This window comes from Paenibacillus sanfengchensis, from assembly GCF_036864765.1.
GTDB lineage: Bacteria > Bacillota > Bacilli > Paenibacillales > Paenibacillaceae > Fontibacillus > Fontibacillus sanfengchensis.
Genome location: NZ_JBAGJC010000004.1, coordinates 59,097 through 78,488, shown reverse-complemented (window position 1 = coordinate 78,488; position 19,392 = coordinate 59,097). Strand labels below are relative to the sequence as shown.

Here is a 19,392-nt window from a genome sequence, read left to right as displayed (position 1 = left end):
TTCGCGGCAGGCTACGACTTGATGCCGGTAAGAACGATCCCCTCCACAAACTGCTTTTGGGCTACGGCGAACAAAGTGACGATCGGAACCATGGCCAGGACGGAGGCGACCATCAATAAATGCCAGGGCGGAATCCGGAATCTCGACGACGTTAACGACGACATGCCGATCGGCAGCGTAAAATACTCGGACGAGCTCAAATAGAGCACCGGAGTCAGCAGATCGTTCCAACTATAGATAAAAGCGAAAATCGCCACCGTAGCCAAAGCAGGTCCGGAGAGAGGCAGCGCGATTTTGTACCAGATCCGCATTTCACTGCACCCGTCCATCCGTCCCGCGTCGAACAAATCATCGGGTAGAGTCAGGAAAAATTGGCGCAGTAAAAAGATGTTATACGCGGAGCCGAAAAAAGCGGGAACAATCAACGGCAAAAAGGTATCGATCCACTGCAGCTTGGAAAACAGGATAAACTGCGGCACCATGATCGCCGGATACGGCAACATCATCGTGCTGAGCAGCAGCATAAACCAGATGTTGTTGCCCCTCCCCCGGTATCTCGCAAACCCGTAAGCCACAAGCGCCGAGGAGATCAATGTCCCGATTACCGTCATCACAGCAACGATCAGGCTGTTTTTGTATAACGTGCCGAATTGCAGCGTATCGAAAATCTCGCTATAATTTCCAAAACTCCAGGTTTCCGGTATAAAAGTCGGCGGAAATTTCAACATCTCCCGGCTCGATTTCAAAGACGTAGATACCATAAAAAACAGGGGAAGCAGCATCGTAAACGTCGTCACCAGCAAAAGCAGAAAGCTGATGATTCTCACCGTATCCGGTTTCCGTGGACGCGGAGTTTCAAACGACGGACGACCGGGCTCCGCGGCAGTTCGAACCGGGCTCATCTACGGCCACCTCCTTCATAATGGACGAAGCGGTTGGATAACTTCATAATCAAGGCGGTACAAATCATGACCGCGATCAGCAGCACCCAGGCAAGAGCGGAGGAGTAGCCGGCGCGATACTCTTTAAATGCGCTGGTGTACAGGTTGTAGACGTAAAACCAGGTGGAATAATTCGGCCCGCCTTGCGTCATTACGTATGCCTGAGTGAAGACCTGGAACGAATCGATGATGCCCATAATCAGTTGGAACAGCAAAACCGGAGAAATCATGGGCAAGACGACGTGTACAAAAATTTTGAACCTTCCGGCCCCATCGAGTCTGGCCGCCTCCACCAAACTGGACGGCACGCCTTGGAGTCCGGCAAGGAACAGAATCATTCCGGAACCGGCTGTCCAAAACGTCATAATGATCAAAGCATACAAGGCGGAATCCGGATCCATCAGCCAGGCCGGTCCTTTAATGCCGAACCAGGACAGCATGTAATTGAACAAACCGATTTGCGGATTAAAAATCCAATACCACAGCAGAGACATCGCAACGCCCGACACCATACTCGGAAAATACATGGCCGTTCTGAAAAATCCGCGCAGCGGAATTTTCTGGTGCAGCAGCAGCGCAAACCCGAGCGCGAGCAAAAGCTGAACGGGAACGCTGATAAAAGTGAACTTCAGGGTTACCCGGACGGATTGCCAGAACAGTTCATTTTGGAACATCTCCCGGTAATTCGCCAATCCGACAAATTCTGGAGGGTGGATAATGTCATAGTCCGTAAAGCTGAAATAAAGTGATGATAAAATCGGGTAAAGCGCAAAAACCAGGAAGCCGATGATCCAAGGTGAAATAAACAAATACATGTAAAAGGTTTGCCTCCGACTCTCACGATGAGTCACAATATCACCATCCTCTTTTAAAAAATTAAAGCGCTTTAACTTTTTGTCAGTATGTATCGCATGTACTGAATCATCTAGATGCCAACCTAAAAGTTTAAGTGCTTTAACTTTATTTCCTTTGTATACTTAGCATAGAAGATCATCCCAAAATAATCAATAGTTTTTTTTCAAATGTAATCGCTTCCTGTTATTAAACCTCACATAACCCTATGAAATCAAGGATTTCTCCGGCTTTCCGATTTCAATATACAGCTGAAAATGGGTGGATATTTAAATGTATGTAACAAAAAATAACACAGCACTGGATGAGTGCTGTGCCCTGTTTCATTTTTCTTTTCTCGGAGCCGGTCTGTTTCCCGGCTTGCCCGCCGTTCTGGCCAGCTTAACTAGGCCTTCAACCTCTTCCTTGGTTAAATGACGGTACAACCCTCTTTTCAGGTTGCCGAGATAAAGATCGCCGAAAGATATGCGCTTCAATTTAGTGACAGGGTGCTGAATGGCTTCAAACATTCTGCGAACCTGCCGGTTCCTTCCCTCATAAATCGTGATAGAAATGGTCGAGTGCTTCTCCTCCGGGTCGATATCGTAATATTCCACCTCGGCGGGGGCCGTGATTCCATCCTCCAGCATGATGCCGTTTTTCAGCTTGTCCAATGCCGTTCCATGGGGGACTCCTTTGACCGTTGCCAGGTAAGTCTTAGCCACGTGGTGCTTGGGATGTGTCAGCAGATGGGCAAATTCGCCATCATTGGTTAACAGCAGCAAGCCTTCCGTATCGTAATCCAGGCGGCCTACCGGGTAAAGCCGCTCGTTAATCCCCTTCAAATAGTCGGTGACGATTTTTCGGCCCTGTGGATCCGAGGCGCTTGTGATGACGCCTTTCGGTTTATTGAACACAATGTACATTTTCTTCTGCGCACCGACCGTTTTCCCGTCAACGGTGATAACGTCCGCTGCGGGATCCGCTTTGGTTCCAAGTTCGGTGACGGTTTCCCCGTTGACCTGAACCCGGCCGCTTTGAATCAGTTCCTCGCACTTCCGGCGCGAAGCGACACCCGCTCCCGCCAAAATCTTCTGCAATCTCTCCATGTATATAAGTCACCTCATATCACATGATACCCATAGAACCTGAAATTAACAATAGCGGGAGGCAACTTGCGCCTCCCGCATTCCACCCGCTTCGTTATAAGGTTTGCCCTGGCCCAGGCGGATTGGCCGGACGGTCCTGGGATCCTTCCGGCAGCCCGGTTTCGCCGTTCGTACCGTCCTGAGTGCCTTCCGCCACTTCGGTCGGCGGATTCTGGTTATTCTTTTTCTTACCGGTGATCAAGCGCCAAACCACGCCCAAAGCCGCGATAATGACATACCAGAATTTTCTCAACAGCAGAACCAGACCGGCGATCAGCCCGACTTTTTTCGCCACCGCCAGGCCCGCTCCGCCAAGAATCAATGCGGTCAACCCGTATTCGGCCTTCTTGTCCGTCTTGGCGTCGAAATCCTCATAGCGCTGACCTTCTTTAAGCGTAAAGACCGGCAGCAGTTGGTCCTCAAAAATTTGCTTGGATTTCGCCAGTTCGTTCGGATCGGAGACCAAAATGGCGGATACGTTGCCCTGCCGTGTTAGAATTCTGATGTTGTAGTTGATAAAGGTGTTGTTGTTAATGTCATGCCCTCGCAATGCCCAGGTCAAGCTTTTCAGCTTCTCGTCGTAGGCCGGAGGCGTTTCCCACCCGTCGACAAACATATGGTCTTCTTCCGGCCGTTCTTTATTGCTCTCTTCAGTCCCCTTTTTGTAGCTGTCCAATAAGGCGTCCGCGTCGATTTTATCCTTCTCGTCATCCGAAATATGACCGCTATCTTCATATTCGAAGTAGACCGACCACGTTTGATCTTCGGCGATCGGGAATACGGAACCGATCTCCAACCCGTTCGGGACGCCTCCTCTTTCCCGCTCGAAGGTTTGGGTATCGGTGCCATTCAGGAACGCAAAGTCCTCGCTCAGCTTCAGATCGGCCAGATTGTTCCCGAGCGTTACCGTTTGCCCTTGCCCTACAACCCAGTTCAGTTCCGTCTCGGCTTGAACGCCGGTGGACGAGAACATGGTAGTAAGCAGCAACGCCGTTAAAACGGCCACCCCCATTTTCTGTTTCCAAGCACTTTTCATCCGCATGTTATGAAATTCCCTCTTTCTGTTATGTATTTTGTAAAAATGCAGACCTATCCATTTAACCACAACCAATAAAAAAAACCGATAATCCCGTGTCAAAACAGGAATATCGGTCCGTGAAGACAGAACTAAAATAACCCATTGTTTAGGTAAAAGGTCATGCAAAATCAACCAAATAGTATCAGACACACGGCAATCGCCGCAATGAATCCAACCACATCGGAAAACAATCCGACCTTCAAAGCGTACCTTCCGTTTCGTATCCCGACCGCTCCAAAATAAACCGTCAACACATAGAGCGTCGTGTCCGTGCTTCCCTGAATGGTTGAAGCAATGCGCCCGATCATCGAATCAGGTCCATAGGTTTTGATCAAATCGGTCGTGAAGGCCAAAGAGCCGGTGCCGGTCAACGGCCGAAGAATTCCGAGCGGCAGGACTTCCGGGGGAACGCGAAGCGCCTCCAGAAAAGGCGACATCCATCCGACGAAGAACTCCAGCGCCCCCGATGCCCGAAAGACACTGATGGCGACCATCATCCCTACCAGATGCGGAATGATGCCGATGGCGGTGGAGAAGCCGTCCTTGGCTCCGTCCACAAAGGACTCGTAGACGGGGACTTTCCTTATGTAGGCGTATAAAGGGATAAACGCGATCATAACCGGAACGGCCCAGGCGGACAACAGATTGACCCAGTTCAGCAAATGTCATCTCACCTCTTTATCGTTAAATTGGGCGCGGAAGTCGTAACGGTCGGCGGTTTTTTCCAGGCGTATCTTCTTCTGTACCAGCGATCCGCGACAATGGCGGCCAGCGTAGCGATGGCCGTAGCCAGCAGGGTAGAGCCGACGATCTCCGCGGGATTAGCGGAGTGGTAATTCAAACGTATGGCGATTAAGGTTGTCGGAATCAGCGTAATGCTTGCCGTGTTCAGCGCAAGCAGGGTGCACATAGCGGGAGAGGCCGTTTCTTTGTCGGGATTAAGCTCCTGCAACTGCTGCATCGCACGGATCCCCATCGGCGTGGCGGCATTGCCGAGTCCGAGCAGGTTGGCGCTCATATTGGATAAAATAAATCCCATGGCCGGGTGATTCTTCGGAACATCGGGAAACAAATAGGCTACGACAGGACCCAATAGGCGTGAGATGGCCTTTACCAGGCCGGATTCTTCGGCAAGCTTCATAATCCCCATCCAAAACACAAGCACACTGATGAGCCCAAAACAGACGGTAACTCCTGTAGCCGCCCCTTCGAATGCAGCTTGGGTGACCGTGTTAATATCGCCTTTTATGGCGGCAAACAGAAAACCGATGAGTATTAAGCCCAGCCAAATTTTGTTGACCACAAGGATTTCCCCCTTCCCAAAACGGTCCTTAATCCCTGGCGAGCAGCAGCCTTCTTAGCACCATTTCCAGCGAACCGGGCCAGGTTGCGGGATACCCACCGTCCGGCCGATAGGAAGAGGATGTCTTCGCTTGATGAAAGCTGCTCTTTGCCGGCGGGTTGCCGCCATCGGAGCGGCTTTGGTAGACCGGAACCTTGCCGATTTCCCGCCCTTGGAGCGAAACCACAATTTCTCCCCGATAAGCGAAGGACAACACCTCTCCTTCCCGGCTCTTAAAATGAAGCTCGACCTCCCGCTTCTCGCTTTCCATGAGCGGGTATCGAAACCCGGTACCCGCGGTTAAACCGGTTTTTACCGCTTGCCCTTCTTCCACCAGCGTTTGCAGCGGAAAATGGGCGAAGCCGTAATCCAGCATTTTTCGATGATCGTTCCAGTCATCCCCGTCGTTGATCGTCACCGCGACCAACTGCTGGCCGCCCCGGGTGGCGGAACTGACCAGACAGCGTCTGGCCGTCTTGGTATACCCGGTTTTTACGCCGTCGGCCCCTTCATAAAAACGCAGCATTTTATTTTTATTATCCCAACGGTAATCCCAAGGATCATTGGGATTCGGAGCTCTTCGGCTTGGCGTTTTCACAATTTCCTTAAATAATGGATTATGCAGCGCATAGGCCGTAAGCTTGGCCAAGTCGTTCGCCGAAGAATAATGCCCGTCGGCGTCAAGGCCGTGAGGGTTTTTAAATTGCGTATGTTCCAGCCCAAGCATCTTGGCCTTTTGGTTCATCAAATACACGAAGCCTTCCTCGGAGCCGCCGACATGCTCGGCGATCGCCGTCGCCGCGTCGTTGCCGGACCGGAGCATTAAGCCGTACAGCATGTTTTCCAGACTCATTTCCTCGCCGAGGTGAAGATAGATCGAAGAGCCTTCTTTGCCGTAAGCGTTCCGGCTTACCTTGACAAGCTCATCGGGTTTGCCGTGCTCGATGGCGACGATGGCCGTCATGATTTTGGTCAGACTGGCGATAGGCAGTTCTTGGTCTCCCGACGCACTGTATAGAATCCGGCCGGACGTCACATCGATCAGCGAGGACGCCTGGGCGTGCGTGGTCGGGGCTGCCGGTTCGCCCTGTGCTTGTCCCGATAATGAAAACGCAAGCACAAGACTTAAGGTAAGCATGCCGAGTGCCCGAATTCTGGATGTACGTTTCATCTTAATTCCTCCGACTTTCGCTTATGCGAACTGGTATATTTATATGCAGCAGTCCATGGGAGTATGTCCAAACCCCGAAAGACAAGGGACAGTTATATTTGCGCGACTGTTCAAAAAAAGACCCCTCCCGGGGTTCCGGAAAGGGAACAGCGATTACGCAAAAGGTTGGATGGCGGGCGTTGTGGTTGTTCCAGCCGTTGCGTTCGCCATATTTGCCGTGGACATTGCTCCTGTCGTCTGGGTCCCGCCGCTGTTTGGCAGCATCGATTGAATTTTGTCGATGACCGAAGGCACGGCGTCGATGATTTTCTCCATCAGATGAGTCTGGTTGTCCAACGGAACGATGTTCACGCCCTGCTTGCCCACGACCAGGAAGGCGATGGGATTGATCGAAACGCCGCCACCGCTGCCGCCGCCGAACGGCCGCCCTTTACCGCCGTCGGGATGGGTTCCGGTTTTTCCGTCTTTCTCGTCAAGGTTAAAGTCACTTCCCCCTGCGGCAAAGCCGAAACCCACGCGGCTGATCGGTAAAATGACGCTGCCGTCCGGCGTCTGGACAGGCTCGCCCACGATCGTGTTCACATCGACCATGTCCTTAATATTTTCCATAGCGGTCTGCATAAGGCCTTGTATCGGATGTTCATTCATTGGGTCACTACCTCCTTAATAAGCCGGATTTATTAAGCAAGCATTATGTTGTCCTGTCCCGGAGGGAAATATGCAAGCCGCCCTATTGCGGTTTTGATCCGGTAAGAAGCCGCCGCCATATTTTCAAACCGCCCTTTACTTTCAAAACCCGATAAATCAGTATCAGTCCGGCATAAACAGCATAACCGAAGCTAATTTCCGCCATGCAGACCAATTCCGTGGAAAATGTCGGGCTCGTACCGAACAGGGGAACGACAAACAGTTTGGGGCGCCGGCGCAGCTTGATATGATAGGACAGCCATCCGACAATCGTGCTTTTTACGGCCCACAAAGCCCCGGTCAGCGTGGCGGTATGGGCGGCATCCCGCAAGGCCACATTGGTGGACCAATCGAACTGGACAAAAGAGATTCTTTGAAGCGTGTTGATCAGCCATTTTTTAAACCCTTCCGTCGCCGTCACCATCTCACGAAGCTGCTGCATCCAATGTTTTACCTTATCCTTGTTGATCGAATTCTCCCCGGCCGCCGAAGGTCCAGCCGTAAAATTGTCGCTCCAGTCGCTCTCCACCCACAAACCTTGCTTCAGATCGGCAAAACCCATGGCAGGGATCTCATAATGAAGCGATAACAAACCGAACAGAAATGTGACATCCAGTTGGATCAGTTCGTCCCGGTTTTCTTTTTTAGCTTTCAAGCGAAATTTAATTTTGGAATTCAGGATGACGAATAGGACGATCAGCAGCAACAAAATCAGGATGCTTCCGAGCCAAAAAATCCACACAGGAAAGCCCTCCATGCCATTCTATGGAATAACAAGCTCCGATTAGTATGACACTGGGTTCATAAAAAAATTCCAGCCTTGCCAGAATTAAAAAAACCGCCCCAACGGGCGGTTCAATCCAAATCCTATTCAATCCTGTTCATTCTTGTCCACATCGTCAAACGTCAATTGCTGTTCCTCCAGTTTCTGGAATAACAGCTGTGTTTCTTCTTCCAATTGCTCGCTGCTTTCAAAATCGGCCAAATCCGGCAAATCCTGAAGGCTGGCCAGTCCGAAATAATCGAGAAAAGCCTTCGTCGTCCCGTACAAAATCGGTCTACCGATCGCATCCGCACGGCCCACTTCTTCGATCAGATCTTTGTTGACCAGGGTATGGATCGCCCTTTCCGACTTTACCCCGCGAATCTCCTCGACTTCAATCCGGGTGATCGGTTGACGGTAGGCGATGATGGAGAGTGTCTCCAGCGCGGCTTGCGACAAAGTGGAACGCGAGGGGGAATAGGCCAGTTTCTCGAAATACGGCGCATGCTGAGGCAGCGTTGCCAGCTGGTAGTTCCCGGCGATCTGTACGATCTGCAGCCCCCGATCTTGACGCTCGAAGGAGCTCTTCATATCCTGCAAGGCTTCGATAATCAAGTCCTGCCGCTGATCCGTCACTTCCGCCAGCTGCTTCGGACTGATTCCTTCTTCACCCGCCAGAAAAAGCAATCCCTCAATAATCGATTTCAATTCCTGATAATTCATCGGCCTTTCCTTCCCCTCTCCACTCCATAACGATATCATCGAACAATTTGTTCTGGTAACATACGATTTGCTTCATTTTCATTAACTCCAGTACAGCCAAAAAAGTCACTACGATTTCATGTCTGTGCATCTCCTGATGCAGCAGCTTGGAAAATAACAGTCTTCCGCCTTTTCCCACCGTTTCCAGGGCGGATACCACCTCCCTGATCCGGTCCTTTACCGAAATTTCGTCGCGATGAATCCGCGCCACGGCATTACGCTTGACCGATTTACGGATCGCCTTCTGAAACACCGCGATCAGATCGGCGGCATGAAGTCCCTTAACCGGGTTCTCCTCGATATCCGGCAAGTAGGGCGTTAAATCCTCGGGCTCCTTGGAAAAGATCAGGCTGCGTTCCCACTCACGCTCATGAAGATGCTCGGCAATCCCTTTATATTTGCGATACTCGATCAACTGGCGGATCAGCTCGTCCCTCGGGTCCTCTTCTTCCTCCAGCAGATAATCGAAATCGTCCTCCAGTTCAATAACGGGCGGTTTGGGCAGGAGCTGTTTGGATTTTATGGACAGCAGCGTCGCCGCCATGACGAGGAACTCGCTGGTCACCTCAAGCTCCAGTTCCTGCATATTGTGCAAATACTCGAGGTATTGGTCCGTGATCTCACTGATCGAGATTTGATGAATATCGATTTCGGCCTTATCGATCAGATGCAGCAGCAAATCCAGCGGCCCCTCAAATGTCTCCAGTTTGTATAATACGGTCGTCAATGAACATCCTCCACCCGTTGTACATCGTGAAGCATCCAGTGCCTCTAAAAAGAAAAAATGCAGTACCCGAAAAAGAGGGTACTACATTAAATAAGCACTATTTTAGCTGTTTCGTCAAGTTTGCCATTTCGATCGCGGCCATGGCGGCGTCCCAGCCCTTGTTTCCGGCTTTGGTGCCGGCGCGCTCAATCGCCTGCTCGATATTTTCCGTAGTCACGACGCCGAAAATGGCCGGAATGCCGGTCTTCAGACCGATGGCTGCGACACCTTTAGCCACCTCATTGCAAACATAGTCATAATGCGAAGTGGAACCCCGGATGACGGTGCCCAGCGTGATCACCGCGTCGTAATTGCCGCTTTCCGCGAGCTTCTGTGCGGCCAAAGGAATTTCAAATGCGCCCGGTACCCACGCGACGCTGATCTCTTCTTCCTTAACGCCGTGGCGTTTCAGGGCATCGAGCGCTCCGCTGAGCAGCTTGCTTGTTATAAACTCGTTGAACCGGCCTACAACGATGCCGTATTTTAACCCTTCCGATACCAGATTGCCTTCAAAAACGTTCATCATAATAATTTCATCCTCCCTGTGCTTTAAACTGTGTTTTATAACCGTTACAAACGGCTGTGCTTCCCGCGATTAAACTTCGGCGGATTCGTTTTGCTCCAAATCATCGAATTTCAGCATATGCCCGAGCTTGGCTTGCTTCGTATGCAGATAACGTGTGTTATCGGCATTTTCTTTCATTTGCAGCGGAACCCGCTCCACCACTTCAAGACCGTAACCTTCCAGGCCTTTAATCTTTCGCGGATTGTTCGTGAGCAGGCGGATATGGCGAACGCCCAAGTCCTTGAGAATTTGCGCCCCGATGCCGTAATCCCGCAAGTCGGCCGGGAAACCCAGCTTCAGATTGGCGTCGACCGTATCGAACCCCTCTTCCTGCAGCTTATAGGCTTTCAGCTTGTTGACCAGTCCGATCCCGCGGCCTTCCTGGCGCATATAGAGGAGAATCCCCCGGCCCTCTTGTTCGATCTGCCGGAGCGCTGCTTCAAATTGCGGGCCGCAATCGCACCGGTGCGAATGAAAGACGTCACCGGTCAGACATTCGGAGTGGACCCGGACCAGAACGGGCTCATCGCCATCGATTTCGCCTTTGACGAGGGCCACATGCTCCTTAGCGTCTACCTCATTCGTATAAGCCACCGCCCGGAATTCGCCGTAGTCGGTCGGCATCCGTACCTCGACTTCCCGGTTGACCAGCTTTTCTTTCTCATTGCGGTAATGAATCAGGTCTTTGACGCTGATCAGCTTCAAGTCATGCTTCTTGGCGATTTCCACCAAATCCGGCAGTCTCGCCATGGTGCCGTCCTCTTTAATCACCTCGCAGATGACGCCGGCGGGATAGGAGCCGCACATCCGGGCCAGATCGACGGCCGCCTCCGTATGGCCTGCCCGGCGCAAGACACCGCCCTTCTTGGCAATCAGCGGGAACATATGGCCAGGCCGCCGGAAGTCCGACGGTTTCGCCTTCGGGTCCATAATTCCGCGAACCGTCAAAGAGCGCTCGTAGGCGGAAATTCCGGTGGTCGTATCTTTATGATCGATCGAAACGGTAAACGCCGTTCCGTGATAGTCGGTATTTTGAGCCACCATCGGCGTAAGCTCGAGTTCCTCGGCGCGCTCCGCCGTAATCGGCAGGCAGACCAGCCCCCGGCCCTGGGTAATCATGAAATTGATCACCTCCGGAGTGGCTTTCTCGGCCAGCGCCACAAAATCCCCTTCATTTTCGCGGTCCTCGTCATCGACCACGATGATCACCTTGCCGCGCATCAGCTCGTAAATCGCTTCTTCCACGCGGTCCAGTTGAAATTCGCTCATGGGAATCCCTCCATTTTACATAAATCCGTGCTCCGACAGAAATTGCGGGTCAATGCCCCTCGCTGGAGCGGACACCGTCTTCCGGTCTCCGTTTCCCGAAGTTCCGTAATTCAAAAGATGCTCTACATATTTTCCAAGCACGTCGCATTCCAGATTAACCGTATCCCCCGCCCCTTTATAGGCGAGGATCGTCTCTTTTAAAGTATGGGGAATAATCGATATGGAAAATCCGCCTTCATGTGCTTCAACCACCGTCAGACTGATTCCGTCCACCGTTATGGATCCCTGGGGGATAATGTACCGCGAGAGTGAAGCATCGGCCAATTCGATCTCGTATACGACGGAATTTTGGTCCTGACGCTTGCGTACGATTTGACCCGTTCCGTCCACATGGCCCTGCACGATGTGTCCGCCGAACCGGCCGCCGGCCGCCATCGCCCGTTCGAGGTTTACTTTGCTGCCGGGTTTTAGATCCTTCAGATTAGTATGACGGAACGTTTGCGGCATCACATCGACCATAAATGAATGATCATCAAAAGATACGGCCGTCAGGCATACGCCGTTAACGGCGATGCTGTCCCCCAGTTTCAACCCTTCAGTGATGACCCGGGCCGCAATATGCAGTATGAGTGCCTCCCCTTGGCGGCTAACCGATTTCATCGTCCCGATCTCCTCGATAAGTCCTGTAAACATAGGCTGCCCCCTTTACGCCTCCGTATTTCCTTCGATGTCTGCCTGCACTTCCTCCGGCCAAACCGGCTTTCCTTGAATACAGACATTGTCTCCGATCGTCTCGACTTTCACACTTGCCAGCGTGACGGCTTGGCTCATTTTCTCATATCCCGGAAAAATAAAGCTCCCCGGCGCTTCCACCCCGCCGACCAGTTTCGGGGCGATAAACAGGACGATCTCATCCACCAGCCTCTTTTCCAGCAGAGAGCCGTTTAACCGGCCGCCCCCTTCGACCAGAATGGAGGAGATTTCGCGTTCCCCCAGTTTTTGGAGCGCCAACTGCAAATCCACACGCGGCCCCTCCCCGCAGGGAATCACTTCGATGCCCCGCTCCGTCAGGGCAGCCATCTTCGCACGGTCCGCGGCCTCGGTCGTCAGGACGAGGGTCGGCGCCGCTCCGTCGCTCAGTACCCGGCTGCCGACCGGAACCCGAAGCGTCGAATCGACGATGATGCGCACCGGATCCAGTCCGGGAACCGCTAGACGGGTCGTCAATTGCGGATCATCCGCCAGCACGGTTCCGGAGCCGACCATAATACCTTGATGGCGGTGCCGCATCGTGTGCACGATTCCGCGCGAGGCTTCGTTCGAAATCCACTTGCTGTCCCCCGTTTTCGTCGCGATTTTACCGTCCAGCGTACTGGCCGTTTTTATCGTGACGTATGGGAGACCGGTCGTGATGTACTTGATGAATTTCCGGTTTAAAGCCACCGCCCGTTCCCGAAGCACCCCGGTTGTGACTTCGATGGCGCTTTGCCGCAACCGTTCGATTCCCCGCCCGGCCACCTGCGGATTGGGATCTTCGGTGGCCACGACAACCCTTGCCACCTTATCCTCGATCAGCCGCTCCGCGCAAGGAGGAGTCATCCCGTGATGGCTGCAGGGCTCCAGCGTAACGTACACCGTGCTTCCTTCGGCCAAGGGGCCCGCCATGCGGAGCGCATGCACTTCCGCATGCGGCGTTCCCCTCTTCAGGTGGGAGCCCAAGCCGACCACCGCGCCGTCCTTGACCACGACAGCCCCGACGACCGGATTGATCCCGGTCTGCCCCTGGGCGCGTTCGGCCATTTGCAGGGCCAGCTCCATGTAATATTCATCGCCAATCGTTTGCATAACCGCCCCTCCTTTTGCTTTAGACATAAAAAGCTCCCGCCGGAGCATTCCGGCAGGAGCTGTTGAGAGTGATCATCCGCGAAATAAAAGCTGCGTTAAATTACACCTAACCAAGCCATGACAAAATCATAGCCGGCAGGCATTCTTCGCCTTCGCCAAATCGAGCATCTTGTTCAACATGGAAACACAAATAAACCATGTGAAAACATGAACTTTAACGAAGCTGCTTTGTTTTAATTAAAAGCACCGTACGATTGACCTACGAATGCTCTTCGCGTCTCCTTCTCCCATCCAGACTATACTGTCGGTCCCGGAATCACACCGGCTCAGCCATATGCGATCAGTTCCCGCATACGGGTCACGGACTTGTGCGCGCCCTGATCTCCGCATTCGTTGTAACAACTCATTGCCGGAGCCTCAAAGCCCGCCATCACCGTCGGTAGGGAATTTCACCCTGCCCCGAAGGAATGCATATGAAATTGATAAAGTCATTAAACCATCTGACTTGAGGAAAGAATAGCATAAAAAAAACAAAAATACAACAATACCCGATTCAGATATTGTTGTCATGTTTATTCTCCGCCCCGCTAATCATTATTACTATCACTGGAGCTTAAGTTGCTCGGTGGTTGACATTTTTTATAATCGCTCCTTTATTTAGGAAACAAAAAATAAATAGTACGCCATTCATCTGAATAAAAAAAGCCTCCGCGTGCGACAATAACATTGCCCCGTTTGCCGGGGAAAGAAACCTTCAGGAGGGAACAGCCATGGCCAAACCTGACAACCGCGCCGATAATGTGGAAAAGCTGCAGGAGAATATTCAGAATACGATCCGCAACTTCCGCGAAGGCCAGGACTACCTGAGCGAACATGCCGATGAAATCACCGGTGAGGAAAAACAACAAATTGAAGAAAAGAACGCCCGGCGTATAAACAGTATCCGCGGCTTCCGGGAGGAAGTCAAGGACGAAGCGGCTGACCGGCAATCCTAATCTTATCATGGAATAGCAGAAGGGCTCCCGGCCAAATTTGGCCTAGGGAGCCCTTCGCATTACACAAGGATTACTCGTCCCAGACGGTAACCTCTTTCATTTTGTCCCCGGGACGGATTTGATCCACCAGGTCCATACCGGACGTCACCTTTCCGAATACGGTATGCACTCCGTTCAGGTGAGGCTGCGGCTCATACACGATGAAGAACTGGCTGCCGCCGGTGTCTTTTCCGGCATGGGCCATCGACAATACGCCGCGTTCGTGCTTCGTCGTATTCGTGGCTGTTTCGCATTTGATCGTGTAACCCGGTCCACCGGTACCAGTCCCGTTAGGGCAGCCCCCCTGCGCTACAAACCCGGGAATAACGCGGTGAAACGTCAGCCCGTTATAGAAGCCGGAGTTCGCCAGCTTCTCGAAGTTCGCCACAGTACCCGGAGCCTCTTCCGGCAGAAACTGGATTTCCACTTCCCCGCCTTTTTCCAAAACGATCTTTCCTTTTTTCATATAGGTCACTTCCTCTTCTTCTTTAGTGAACATGCTTCGGGACAAACCTATTCCAGTGTACTATGAAATCCCTCGGGTAGCAAAAAAAGGCCCGATCAGAGCGTTGGAATCCTACTTCCCGGCACAAGAAAAAGCCAGTTCACACTTAGAAATGAACTGGCTTAGTCCGTGTGAAATGTTCTTCCATTTCACACGGCTGTTTATCATATAGATGAATTCCTGCAAATCTGCAGGCTTTTTACCATTCAGAACACGTTTGTGCGAAATTCATGCAAATCTACATGTATTTTTAGCGGAGAATCCCTGCTGGCCGCAAATCGCCAAAAATTCCTGCACAATAGCATCAATTTGCGAATACCGAGGGGATATGGCGAAAATTCCTGCATTTTTGCATCTATTCGGACTTCACTTACCGTCCCCTCTTATTTCAGGGACGGCTGTTTGGCAATGCGCTCGGGAATAACGTCGCAGGAGGTGATGTCCTGCAGGGTCTCCCTTTTAACCACCAGATCGCTTTGACCATTCTGCACGAACACGACCGCAGGCCGGCGGATCCTGTTATAATTGCTCGCCATGGCGTAGTTGTAAGCTCCGGTACAAGCAACCGCCAGCAAATCGCCGGATTTGACCTTCGGCAGTTCCAGATCCCAGATCAGCATGTCGCCGCTTTCGCAGCATTTACCGGCGATGGAAACCGTCTCTTCGGCCGCATCCAGGCCGCGGTTGGCCAGCATCGCTTCATACTTGGATTCGTACAGCGCCGGACGCGGGTTGTCGGTCATTCCTCCGTCAACGGAGACATATTTCCGTACCCCCGGGATGTCCTTGCTCGTACCGACCGTATATAGCGTAGTTCCGGCGTCGCCCACGATACTGCGGCCCGGTTCCACCCAAATCTCCGGCAGTTGCGGATAAGCGTCGGCAAAAGAAGACTTCACCGCATCCGTAATCGCCTTCACATAATCCGATACCTTCAATGGCGTGTCCTCGGAGGTGTAACGGATCCCGAAGCCACCGCCGAGATTGATGACTTTAAAGATGACGTTCAGTTGATCCTTGACGCGAAGCGCGAATTCCGCCACGCGCTCCACAGCCATCTGAAAGCCTTCGACCTCAAAAATTTGCGAGCCGATGTGGGAATGCAGCCCGAGCAAATTCAGGTTCAAACTGCGGGATGCCTGTTCAACCGCTTCATAAGCGGAGCCGTTGCCGATATCGAAGCCGAACTTCGAATCCGTTTGCCCGGTGGAAATATATTCATGCGTATGGGCTTCCACCCCCGGCGTGACGCGCAGCAGAACATTGACGGTGACGCCTTTTTCGGCGGCAAGCGCCTGCAGCATGTGCATCTCCGTAAAGTTATCCACTACAAAACAGCCGACGTTCGCCTGAATCGCCATCTCCAGCTCTTCCGGCGTCTTGTTATTGCCATGAAAATGGATCCGCTGCGCAGGGAAACCAGACTGCAGTGCCGTATATAATTCCCCTTCCGACACGACGTCAAGGGACAGCCCCTCTTCCTCGGCCAGCCGGCACATAGCCATAACGCAGAACGCTTTGCTGGCGTAAGCCACCTGGAAGGACAAGCCCGATGCCCGAAACGCTTCCATATATTCACGGCATCTTTGCCGAATCAAGGCTTCATCCATAATGTAGAGCGGAGTGCCGTAAGTTTCTTTCAGCTCTAGCGTATCGCATCCGCCGATTTCCAGATGTCCCTTGGAGTTGATTTTGCTGGTACCGTGTAAATACATCTATGCAGTCCTCCACTTTCAGTTTTTCATCAGTATAGCAAACAACCACCCAACTGAAAAATGGATTTTTAGGAATATCATTTGTGTTTTTTGCGGACTGGCCTACGAATCCCGCTTCTCGCGCGGCATCCTCGTCCGGTCCCTCGTCTTGTTCATGGAAGGTCTCTGCTTGGACGTGAGCACCGGGACGCGGAAGATGATGGCTGCCATCGCCTTTGCATTAAAGGGAATAAACGGCCACAAGTAAGAAGTATTAAACGACCGCTGCAGGCTGAGAAATATCATAAAAGCCGTGATCCCGCCGATAAACCCCGGCGCCCCGAAAATCGCCACCAGGATGATCATAGTCAACCTGACCGCCCGATTGGCCAGCCCCAGCTCATAGCTGGGCGTGGCAAACATGCCGATGGCGGCGACCGCCATATACAGCACAACCTCGTTGACGAACAGACCGCTCTTTACCGCGATATCCCCGATCAGAATCGCCGCGATCAAACCCATCGCCGAGGCCAGCGGAGTCGGGGTGTGAACCGCGGCCATGCGCATCAGATCCACCCCGAACTCCACCAGCAGGAATTGGGCGATCAGCGGGATTCTGGCCATTTTTTGCGGCCCGATGAAGTTCAATGCTTCCGGTTTTAATTCCGGATGAATGACGACGAGAAGCCATAACGGCAAGAGGAACAGCGAGGCGAAAATGCCGAAAAATCTGACCCAGCGCAAATAGGTGCCCATAAACGGCGTTTGCCGGTTTTCTTCCGCATGTTGGCAGAGATCGAAGAAGCTCGTCGGCAAAATCATGACGCTCGGCGAAGTGTCGACAAAGATCACGACCCTCCCCTCCATTAAATGGGAGGCGACGACGTCCGGACGCTCGGAATAACGAACCATCGGATAGGGGTTCCACCTCTTCTTGATAATCGCTTCCTCCAGCTGCTTGTCGGCCAAGGGAATACCGTCCAGCTCCACTGCCCGAACCTTTTCTTTTACGGCGTCAACCAGCACCTTGTCCACGATGTCATCGATATAGGCGATGCAGACATCCGTTTGCGAACGGCGGCCCACTTTCATCACTTCGAATTTTACGCCAGGATCGCGAAGGCGTCTGCGAACCAGGATCACGTTCGTCACAAGCGTTTCCGTAAAACCGTCCCTGGCACCGCGAACCACCCGTTCGAGGGAGGGCTCTTCGGGGCTGCGCACCGGATAGGAGCGGGTATCCAACAGGATTGCCGATTGCTCCCCTTCGATAAAAAAGACGCTCATGCCGACCAGGACACTGTTGATGGCCTTGCTCAGTTCCTCCGTTTTTTCAACCTGAATATGCGGAATGTACAGGTCGAAAAAGGATCGCAGCGCACCTAAGCTCAAATCTTCGGGAGTCAGATAAGTCAGCCGTTTGAGGATTTCCTGAAGAATCGCATCCTTAACGAAGCCATTAATAAAGAGAAGTCCTGTCTTCTTACCGCCGAAAGTCATTTCGCGAAAAACGATGTCGAAGCCTTGACCCAAACCGACAACTTCTTCGAGCGTTTTTTTCGTCGTATTCAGGCTGCGGCTGATTTGATCACTCTTCTGCCAATAACGGATCGATTCCTTCACGGAGTCTGACCGCTCGGTTTCCACTTTCCGGCGATGGACCTCCTTCGCCTCTTCACCGCCCTCCAAGTCGTATTCCCCGAAGCCCGGCATGAATCTCGGCTCCTCTCCAATGTGCTCCCCGGTTCCCCCCCGGCCGCCCCGTTCCTGACCCATCATCTCACATCAACCTCCTCAATCTGTTTACTTTCTGTAGATGAACCATTCGAAAAAGGAGCCGGCTACCTTCCCACATACCATCGCCATCAGGAGGCCGACAAGATAGTCCTGCATGCGCAGCCTTTTGGCCAGAATGGGCAAGACGTTCAGCACTTCCGTGAGCGCCGCCGCCAGCATCCCGACAAACACGCCGTTCAGCAAACCGACAATGCCGGTTCCCAGCCAGGGGCCAGGCAGGCTCCAGTTCCAGAAATCCGCGACTGTCCCGAAGAAGGCCCCCCCGATCATCGCCCCCTCATACCAATGGGCCTTGTTGTAGGACTTCGTCACTTGGGCTAACCGCGGAATCACATCCAGGACGATGAATAAAGCGATCACCCCGCCTCCAACGGCAATGCCTCCCGCCAGGCCGATAAACACCGTTACGAAAAAAGACAGAACGGAACTCAAGGCTCTTTCTCCTTCCGATCCGTGCAGGCTTCCGCCCGGCGTTTTTTCTCGTATTCCTCGAATATCACGTATTGATTCAAATTTTCTTGATAAAGGTACATTTCGACTTCCAGCGGCGTCGGCTCTTCGTTCCACTTTTTCTTAAAAAGATGATTAAAGAAAATGATCATCCCAAGGCCGATCCCGATGGAGTATGCCCCTTGAAACAAGTAGGGGTGGTCATCCTTTTTTCCCGTCAGCATTTCGACGATCCTCACCTGCACCTGGGGCATGCTGACATCGGCATGAAAATTCATGATGGTCAGCGCCGCTCCGAAAAACAGCAGCAACCAGACGATAATAAACAGGGACAGCGAAGGTTTTTTTTCGCCGGCCACCATTTCGACAAGAACATGGGGCTCCCCCAGTAATTCGATCCGCAAGCCGGGAAAGCGTTTATGAATGCATTCGATTACCTGAAGCATGTCAACAACCAGGAGGTTCCCGTCATGATAATCCGGCCGCTCCAGCACGAGAGCTTTAAGTTCTGTTTCATACGCCGGATCCGCCAGGATGCGGGCGATATCTTCCAAACGAACCGACCTTCCGGCCTGAAGTTTGACATACTTGCGCAGTCGCAGATAAACGGGAGTTGCCGTCCCTTTCTCCATCATGGACACCCCTCTACTGCAGTAATGTCCATAGTATGCCAAGTCCCCCTGCGGTTTACTCAAAACGAAAAGCCGCCCGGATGTTAAACCCGAAGCGGCTTTTTTTTACTTA

21 protein-coding genes and 1 riboswitch are annotated in these 19,392 nt (G+C 52.4%); of the genes, 1 reads left to right on the top strand and 20 read right to left on the bottom strand.

All coding sequences use genetic code 11. The features are described 5' to 3' along the window. Positions 1 to 11: 11 nt before the first annotated feature. From V4U84_RS09525 to ribD, 15 genes are all read right to left on the bottom strand, one after another. Entirely contained in the window at positions 12 to 902 is an 891-nt protein-coding gene (locus V4U84_RS09525; protein WP_334077098.1) for a carbohydrate ABC transporter permease, read from the bottom strand. Beyond that, positions 899 to 1,756 (bottom strand): carbohydrate ABC transporter permease, encoded by an 858-nt coding sequence (locus V4U84_RS09520; RefSeq protein WP_334077097.1) that lies wholly within the window; start codon positions 1,754 to 1,756, stop codon positions 899 to 901. Before V4U84_RS09520 ends, V4U84_RS09525 begins: the two co-directional genes overlap by 4 nt. 360 nt (positions 1,757 to 2,116) lie before the next feature. Then, the gene (locus V4U84_RS09515; protein ID WP_334077096.1) at positions 2,117 to 2,881 is read right to left on the bottom strand and encodes a pseudouridine synthase; all 765 of its coding nucleotides are present in this window, start codon (positions 2,879 to 2,881) and stop codon (positions 2,117 to 2,119) included. 94 nt (positions 2,882 to 2,975) lie between these two features. Further along, complete coding sequence (locus V4U84_RS09510) at positions 2,976 to 3,962, bottom strand: DUF2167 domain-containing protein (protein ID WP_334077095.1); 987 nt, start codon at positions 3,960 to 3,962, stop codon at positions 2,976 to 2,978. Positions 3,963 to 4,126: 164 nt separating this feature from the next. After that, complete coding sequence (locus V4U84_RS09505; RefSeq protein ID WP_334071629.1) at positions 4,127 to 4,660, bottom strand: spore maturation protein; 534 nt, start codon at positions 4,658 to 4,660, stop codon at positions 4,127 to 4,129. A gap of 8 nt (positions 4,661 to 4,668) precedes the next feature. Next, a complete protein-coding gene (locus tag V4U84_RS09500; RefSeq protein WP_334071630.1) occupies positions 4,669 to 5,301 on the bottom strand; it encodes a nucleoside recognition domain-containing protein in 633 nt (210 codons plus the stop codon). A 28-nt stretch (positions 5,302 to 5,329) separates the two neighbouring features. After that, positions 5,330 to 6,511: a D-alanyl-D-alanine carboxypeptidase family protein gene (locus tag V4U84_RS09495; RefSeq protein ID WP_334071631.1), complete on the bottom strand. Its 1,182-nt coding sequence runs from the start codon at positions 6,509 to 6,511 to the stop codon at positions 5,330 to 5,332. Between the two features lie 153 nt (positions 6,512 to 6,664). Next, positions 6,665 to 7,159 (bottom strand): GerW family sporulation protein, encoded by a 495-nt coding sequence (ytfJ, locus tag V4U84_RS09490; RefSeq protein ID WP_334077094.1) that lies wholly within the window; start codon positions 7,157 to 7,159, stop codon positions 6,665 to 6,667. Between the two features lie 82 nt (positions 7,160 to 7,241). After that, positions 7,242 to 7,940, bottom strand: coding sequence for a DUF2953 domain-containing protein (locus V4U84_RS09485; protein WP_334077093.1), 699 nt, complete (start codon positions 7,938 to 7,940; stop codon positions 7,242 to 7,244). Between the two features lie 129 nt (positions 7,941 to 8,069). Continuing rightward, the gene (scpB, locus tag V4U84_RS09480; RefSeq protein ID WP_334071634.1) at positions 8,070 to 8,684 is read right to left on the bottom strand and encodes an SMC-Scp complex subunit ScpB; all 615 of its coding nucleotides are present in this window, start codon (positions 8,682 to 8,684) and stop codon (positions 8,070 to 8,072) included. Continuing rightward, positions 8,653 to 9,450, bottom strand: a complete 798-nt coding sequence (locus tag V4U84_RS09475) for a segregation and condensation protein A (protein ID WP_148451857.1) — start codon at positions 9,448 to 9,450, stop codon at positions 8,653 to 8,655. Before V4U84_RS09475 ends, scpB begins: the two co-directional genes overlap by 32 nt. Before the next feature lie 97 nt (positions 9,451 to 9,547). Then, positions 9,548 to 10,015 carry a 6,7-dimethyl-8-ribityllumazine synthase gene (ribH, locus tag V4U84_RS09470; RefSeq protein WP_334071636.1) on the bottom strand — a complete coding sequence of 156 codons (468 nt, stop codon included), beginning with the start codon at positions 10,013 to 10,015 and terminating at the stop codon, positions 9,548 to 9,550. 69 nt (positions 10,016 to 10,084) lie between these two features. Beyond that, positions 10,085 to 11,323, bottom strand: coding sequence for a bifunctional 3,4-dihydroxy-2-butanone-4-phosphate synthase/GTP cyclohydrolase II (locus tag V4U84_RS09465; protein ID WP_334077092.1), 1,239 nt, complete (start codon positions 11,321 to 11,323; stop codon positions 10,085 to 10,087). Positions 11,324 to 11,338: 15 nt separating this feature from the next. Continuing rightward, on the bottom strand, positions 11,339 to 12,016 hold the full coding sequence (ribE, locus tag V4U84_RS09460) for a riboflavin synthase (RefSeq protein ID WP_334077091.1): 678 nt from the start codon (positions 12,014 to 12,016) through the stop codon (positions 11,339 to 11,341). Between the two features lie 12 nt (positions 12,017 to 12,028). Next, positions 12,029 to 13,168 carry a bifunctional diaminohydroxyphosphoribosylaminopyrimidine deaminase/5-amino-6-(5-phosphoribosylamino)uracil reductase RibD gene (gene ribD / locus V4U84_RS09455; protein ID WP_334077090.1) on the bottom strand — a complete coding sequence of 380 codons (1,140 nt, stop codon included), beginning with the start codon at positions 13,166 to 13,168 and terminating at the stop codon, positions 12,029 to 12,031. A 275-nt stretch (positions 13,169 to 13,443) separates the two neighbouring features. Next, a riboswitch (FMN riboswitch) is annotated at positions 13,444 to 13,639 on the bottom strand. Between the two features lie 299 nt (positions 13,640 to 13,938). Here ribD and tlp point away from each other — a divergent pair. Beyond that, positions 13,939 to 14,163: a small acid-soluble spore protein Tlp gene (gene tlp, locus V4U84_RS09450; RefSeq protein ID WP_334071639.1), complete on the top strand. Its 225-nt coding sequence runs from the start codon at positions 13,939 to 13,941 to the stop codon at positions 14,161 to 14,163. A gap of 70 nt (positions 14,164 to 14,233) precedes the next feature. Here tlp and V4U84_RS09445 read toward each other — a convergent pair whose 3' ends face one another. The 5 genes from V4U84_RS09445 to V4U84_RS09425 all read right to left on the bottom strand — a co-directional run bounded on the left by V4U84_RS09445 (position 14,234) and on the right by V4U84_RS09425 (position 19,280). Beyond that, a complete protein-coding gene (locus V4U84_RS09445; RefSeq protein ID WP_334071640.1) occupies positions 14,234 to 14,668 on the bottom strand; it encodes a peptidylprolyl isomerase in 435 nt (144 codons plus the stop codon). 422 nt (positions 14,669 to 15,090) lie between these two features. Beyond that, complete coding sequence (lysA, locus tag V4U84_RS09440) at positions 15,091 to 16,422, bottom strand: diaminopimelate decarboxylase (RefSeq protein ID WP_334077089.1); 1,332 nt, start codon at positions 16,420 to 16,422, stop codon at positions 15,091 to 15,093. 102 nt (positions 16,423 to 16,524) lie between these two features. Next, entirely contained in the window at positions 16,525 to 18,180 is a 1,656-nt protein-coding gene (locus V4U84_RS09435; protein ID WP_416367228.1) for a spore germination protein, read from the bottom strand. 24 nt (positions 18,181 to 18,204) lie between these two features. Further along, positions 18,205 to 18,630, bottom strand: a complete 426-nt coding sequence (locus V4U84_RS09430; RefSeq protein ID WP_334071643.1) for a stage V sporulation protein AB — start codon at positions 18,628 to 18,630, stop codon at positions 18,205 to 18,207. Beyond that, positions 18,627 to 19,280, bottom strand: a complete 654-nt coding sequence (locus V4U84_RS09425) for a stage V sporulation protein AA (protein ID WP_334077254.1) — start codon at positions 19,278 to 19,280, stop codon at positions 18,627 to 18,629. The genes V4U84_RS09430 and V4U84_RS09425 overlap by 4 nt, the downstream gene beginning before the upstream one ends. Positions 19,281 to 19,392 lie beyond the last annotated feature (112 nt).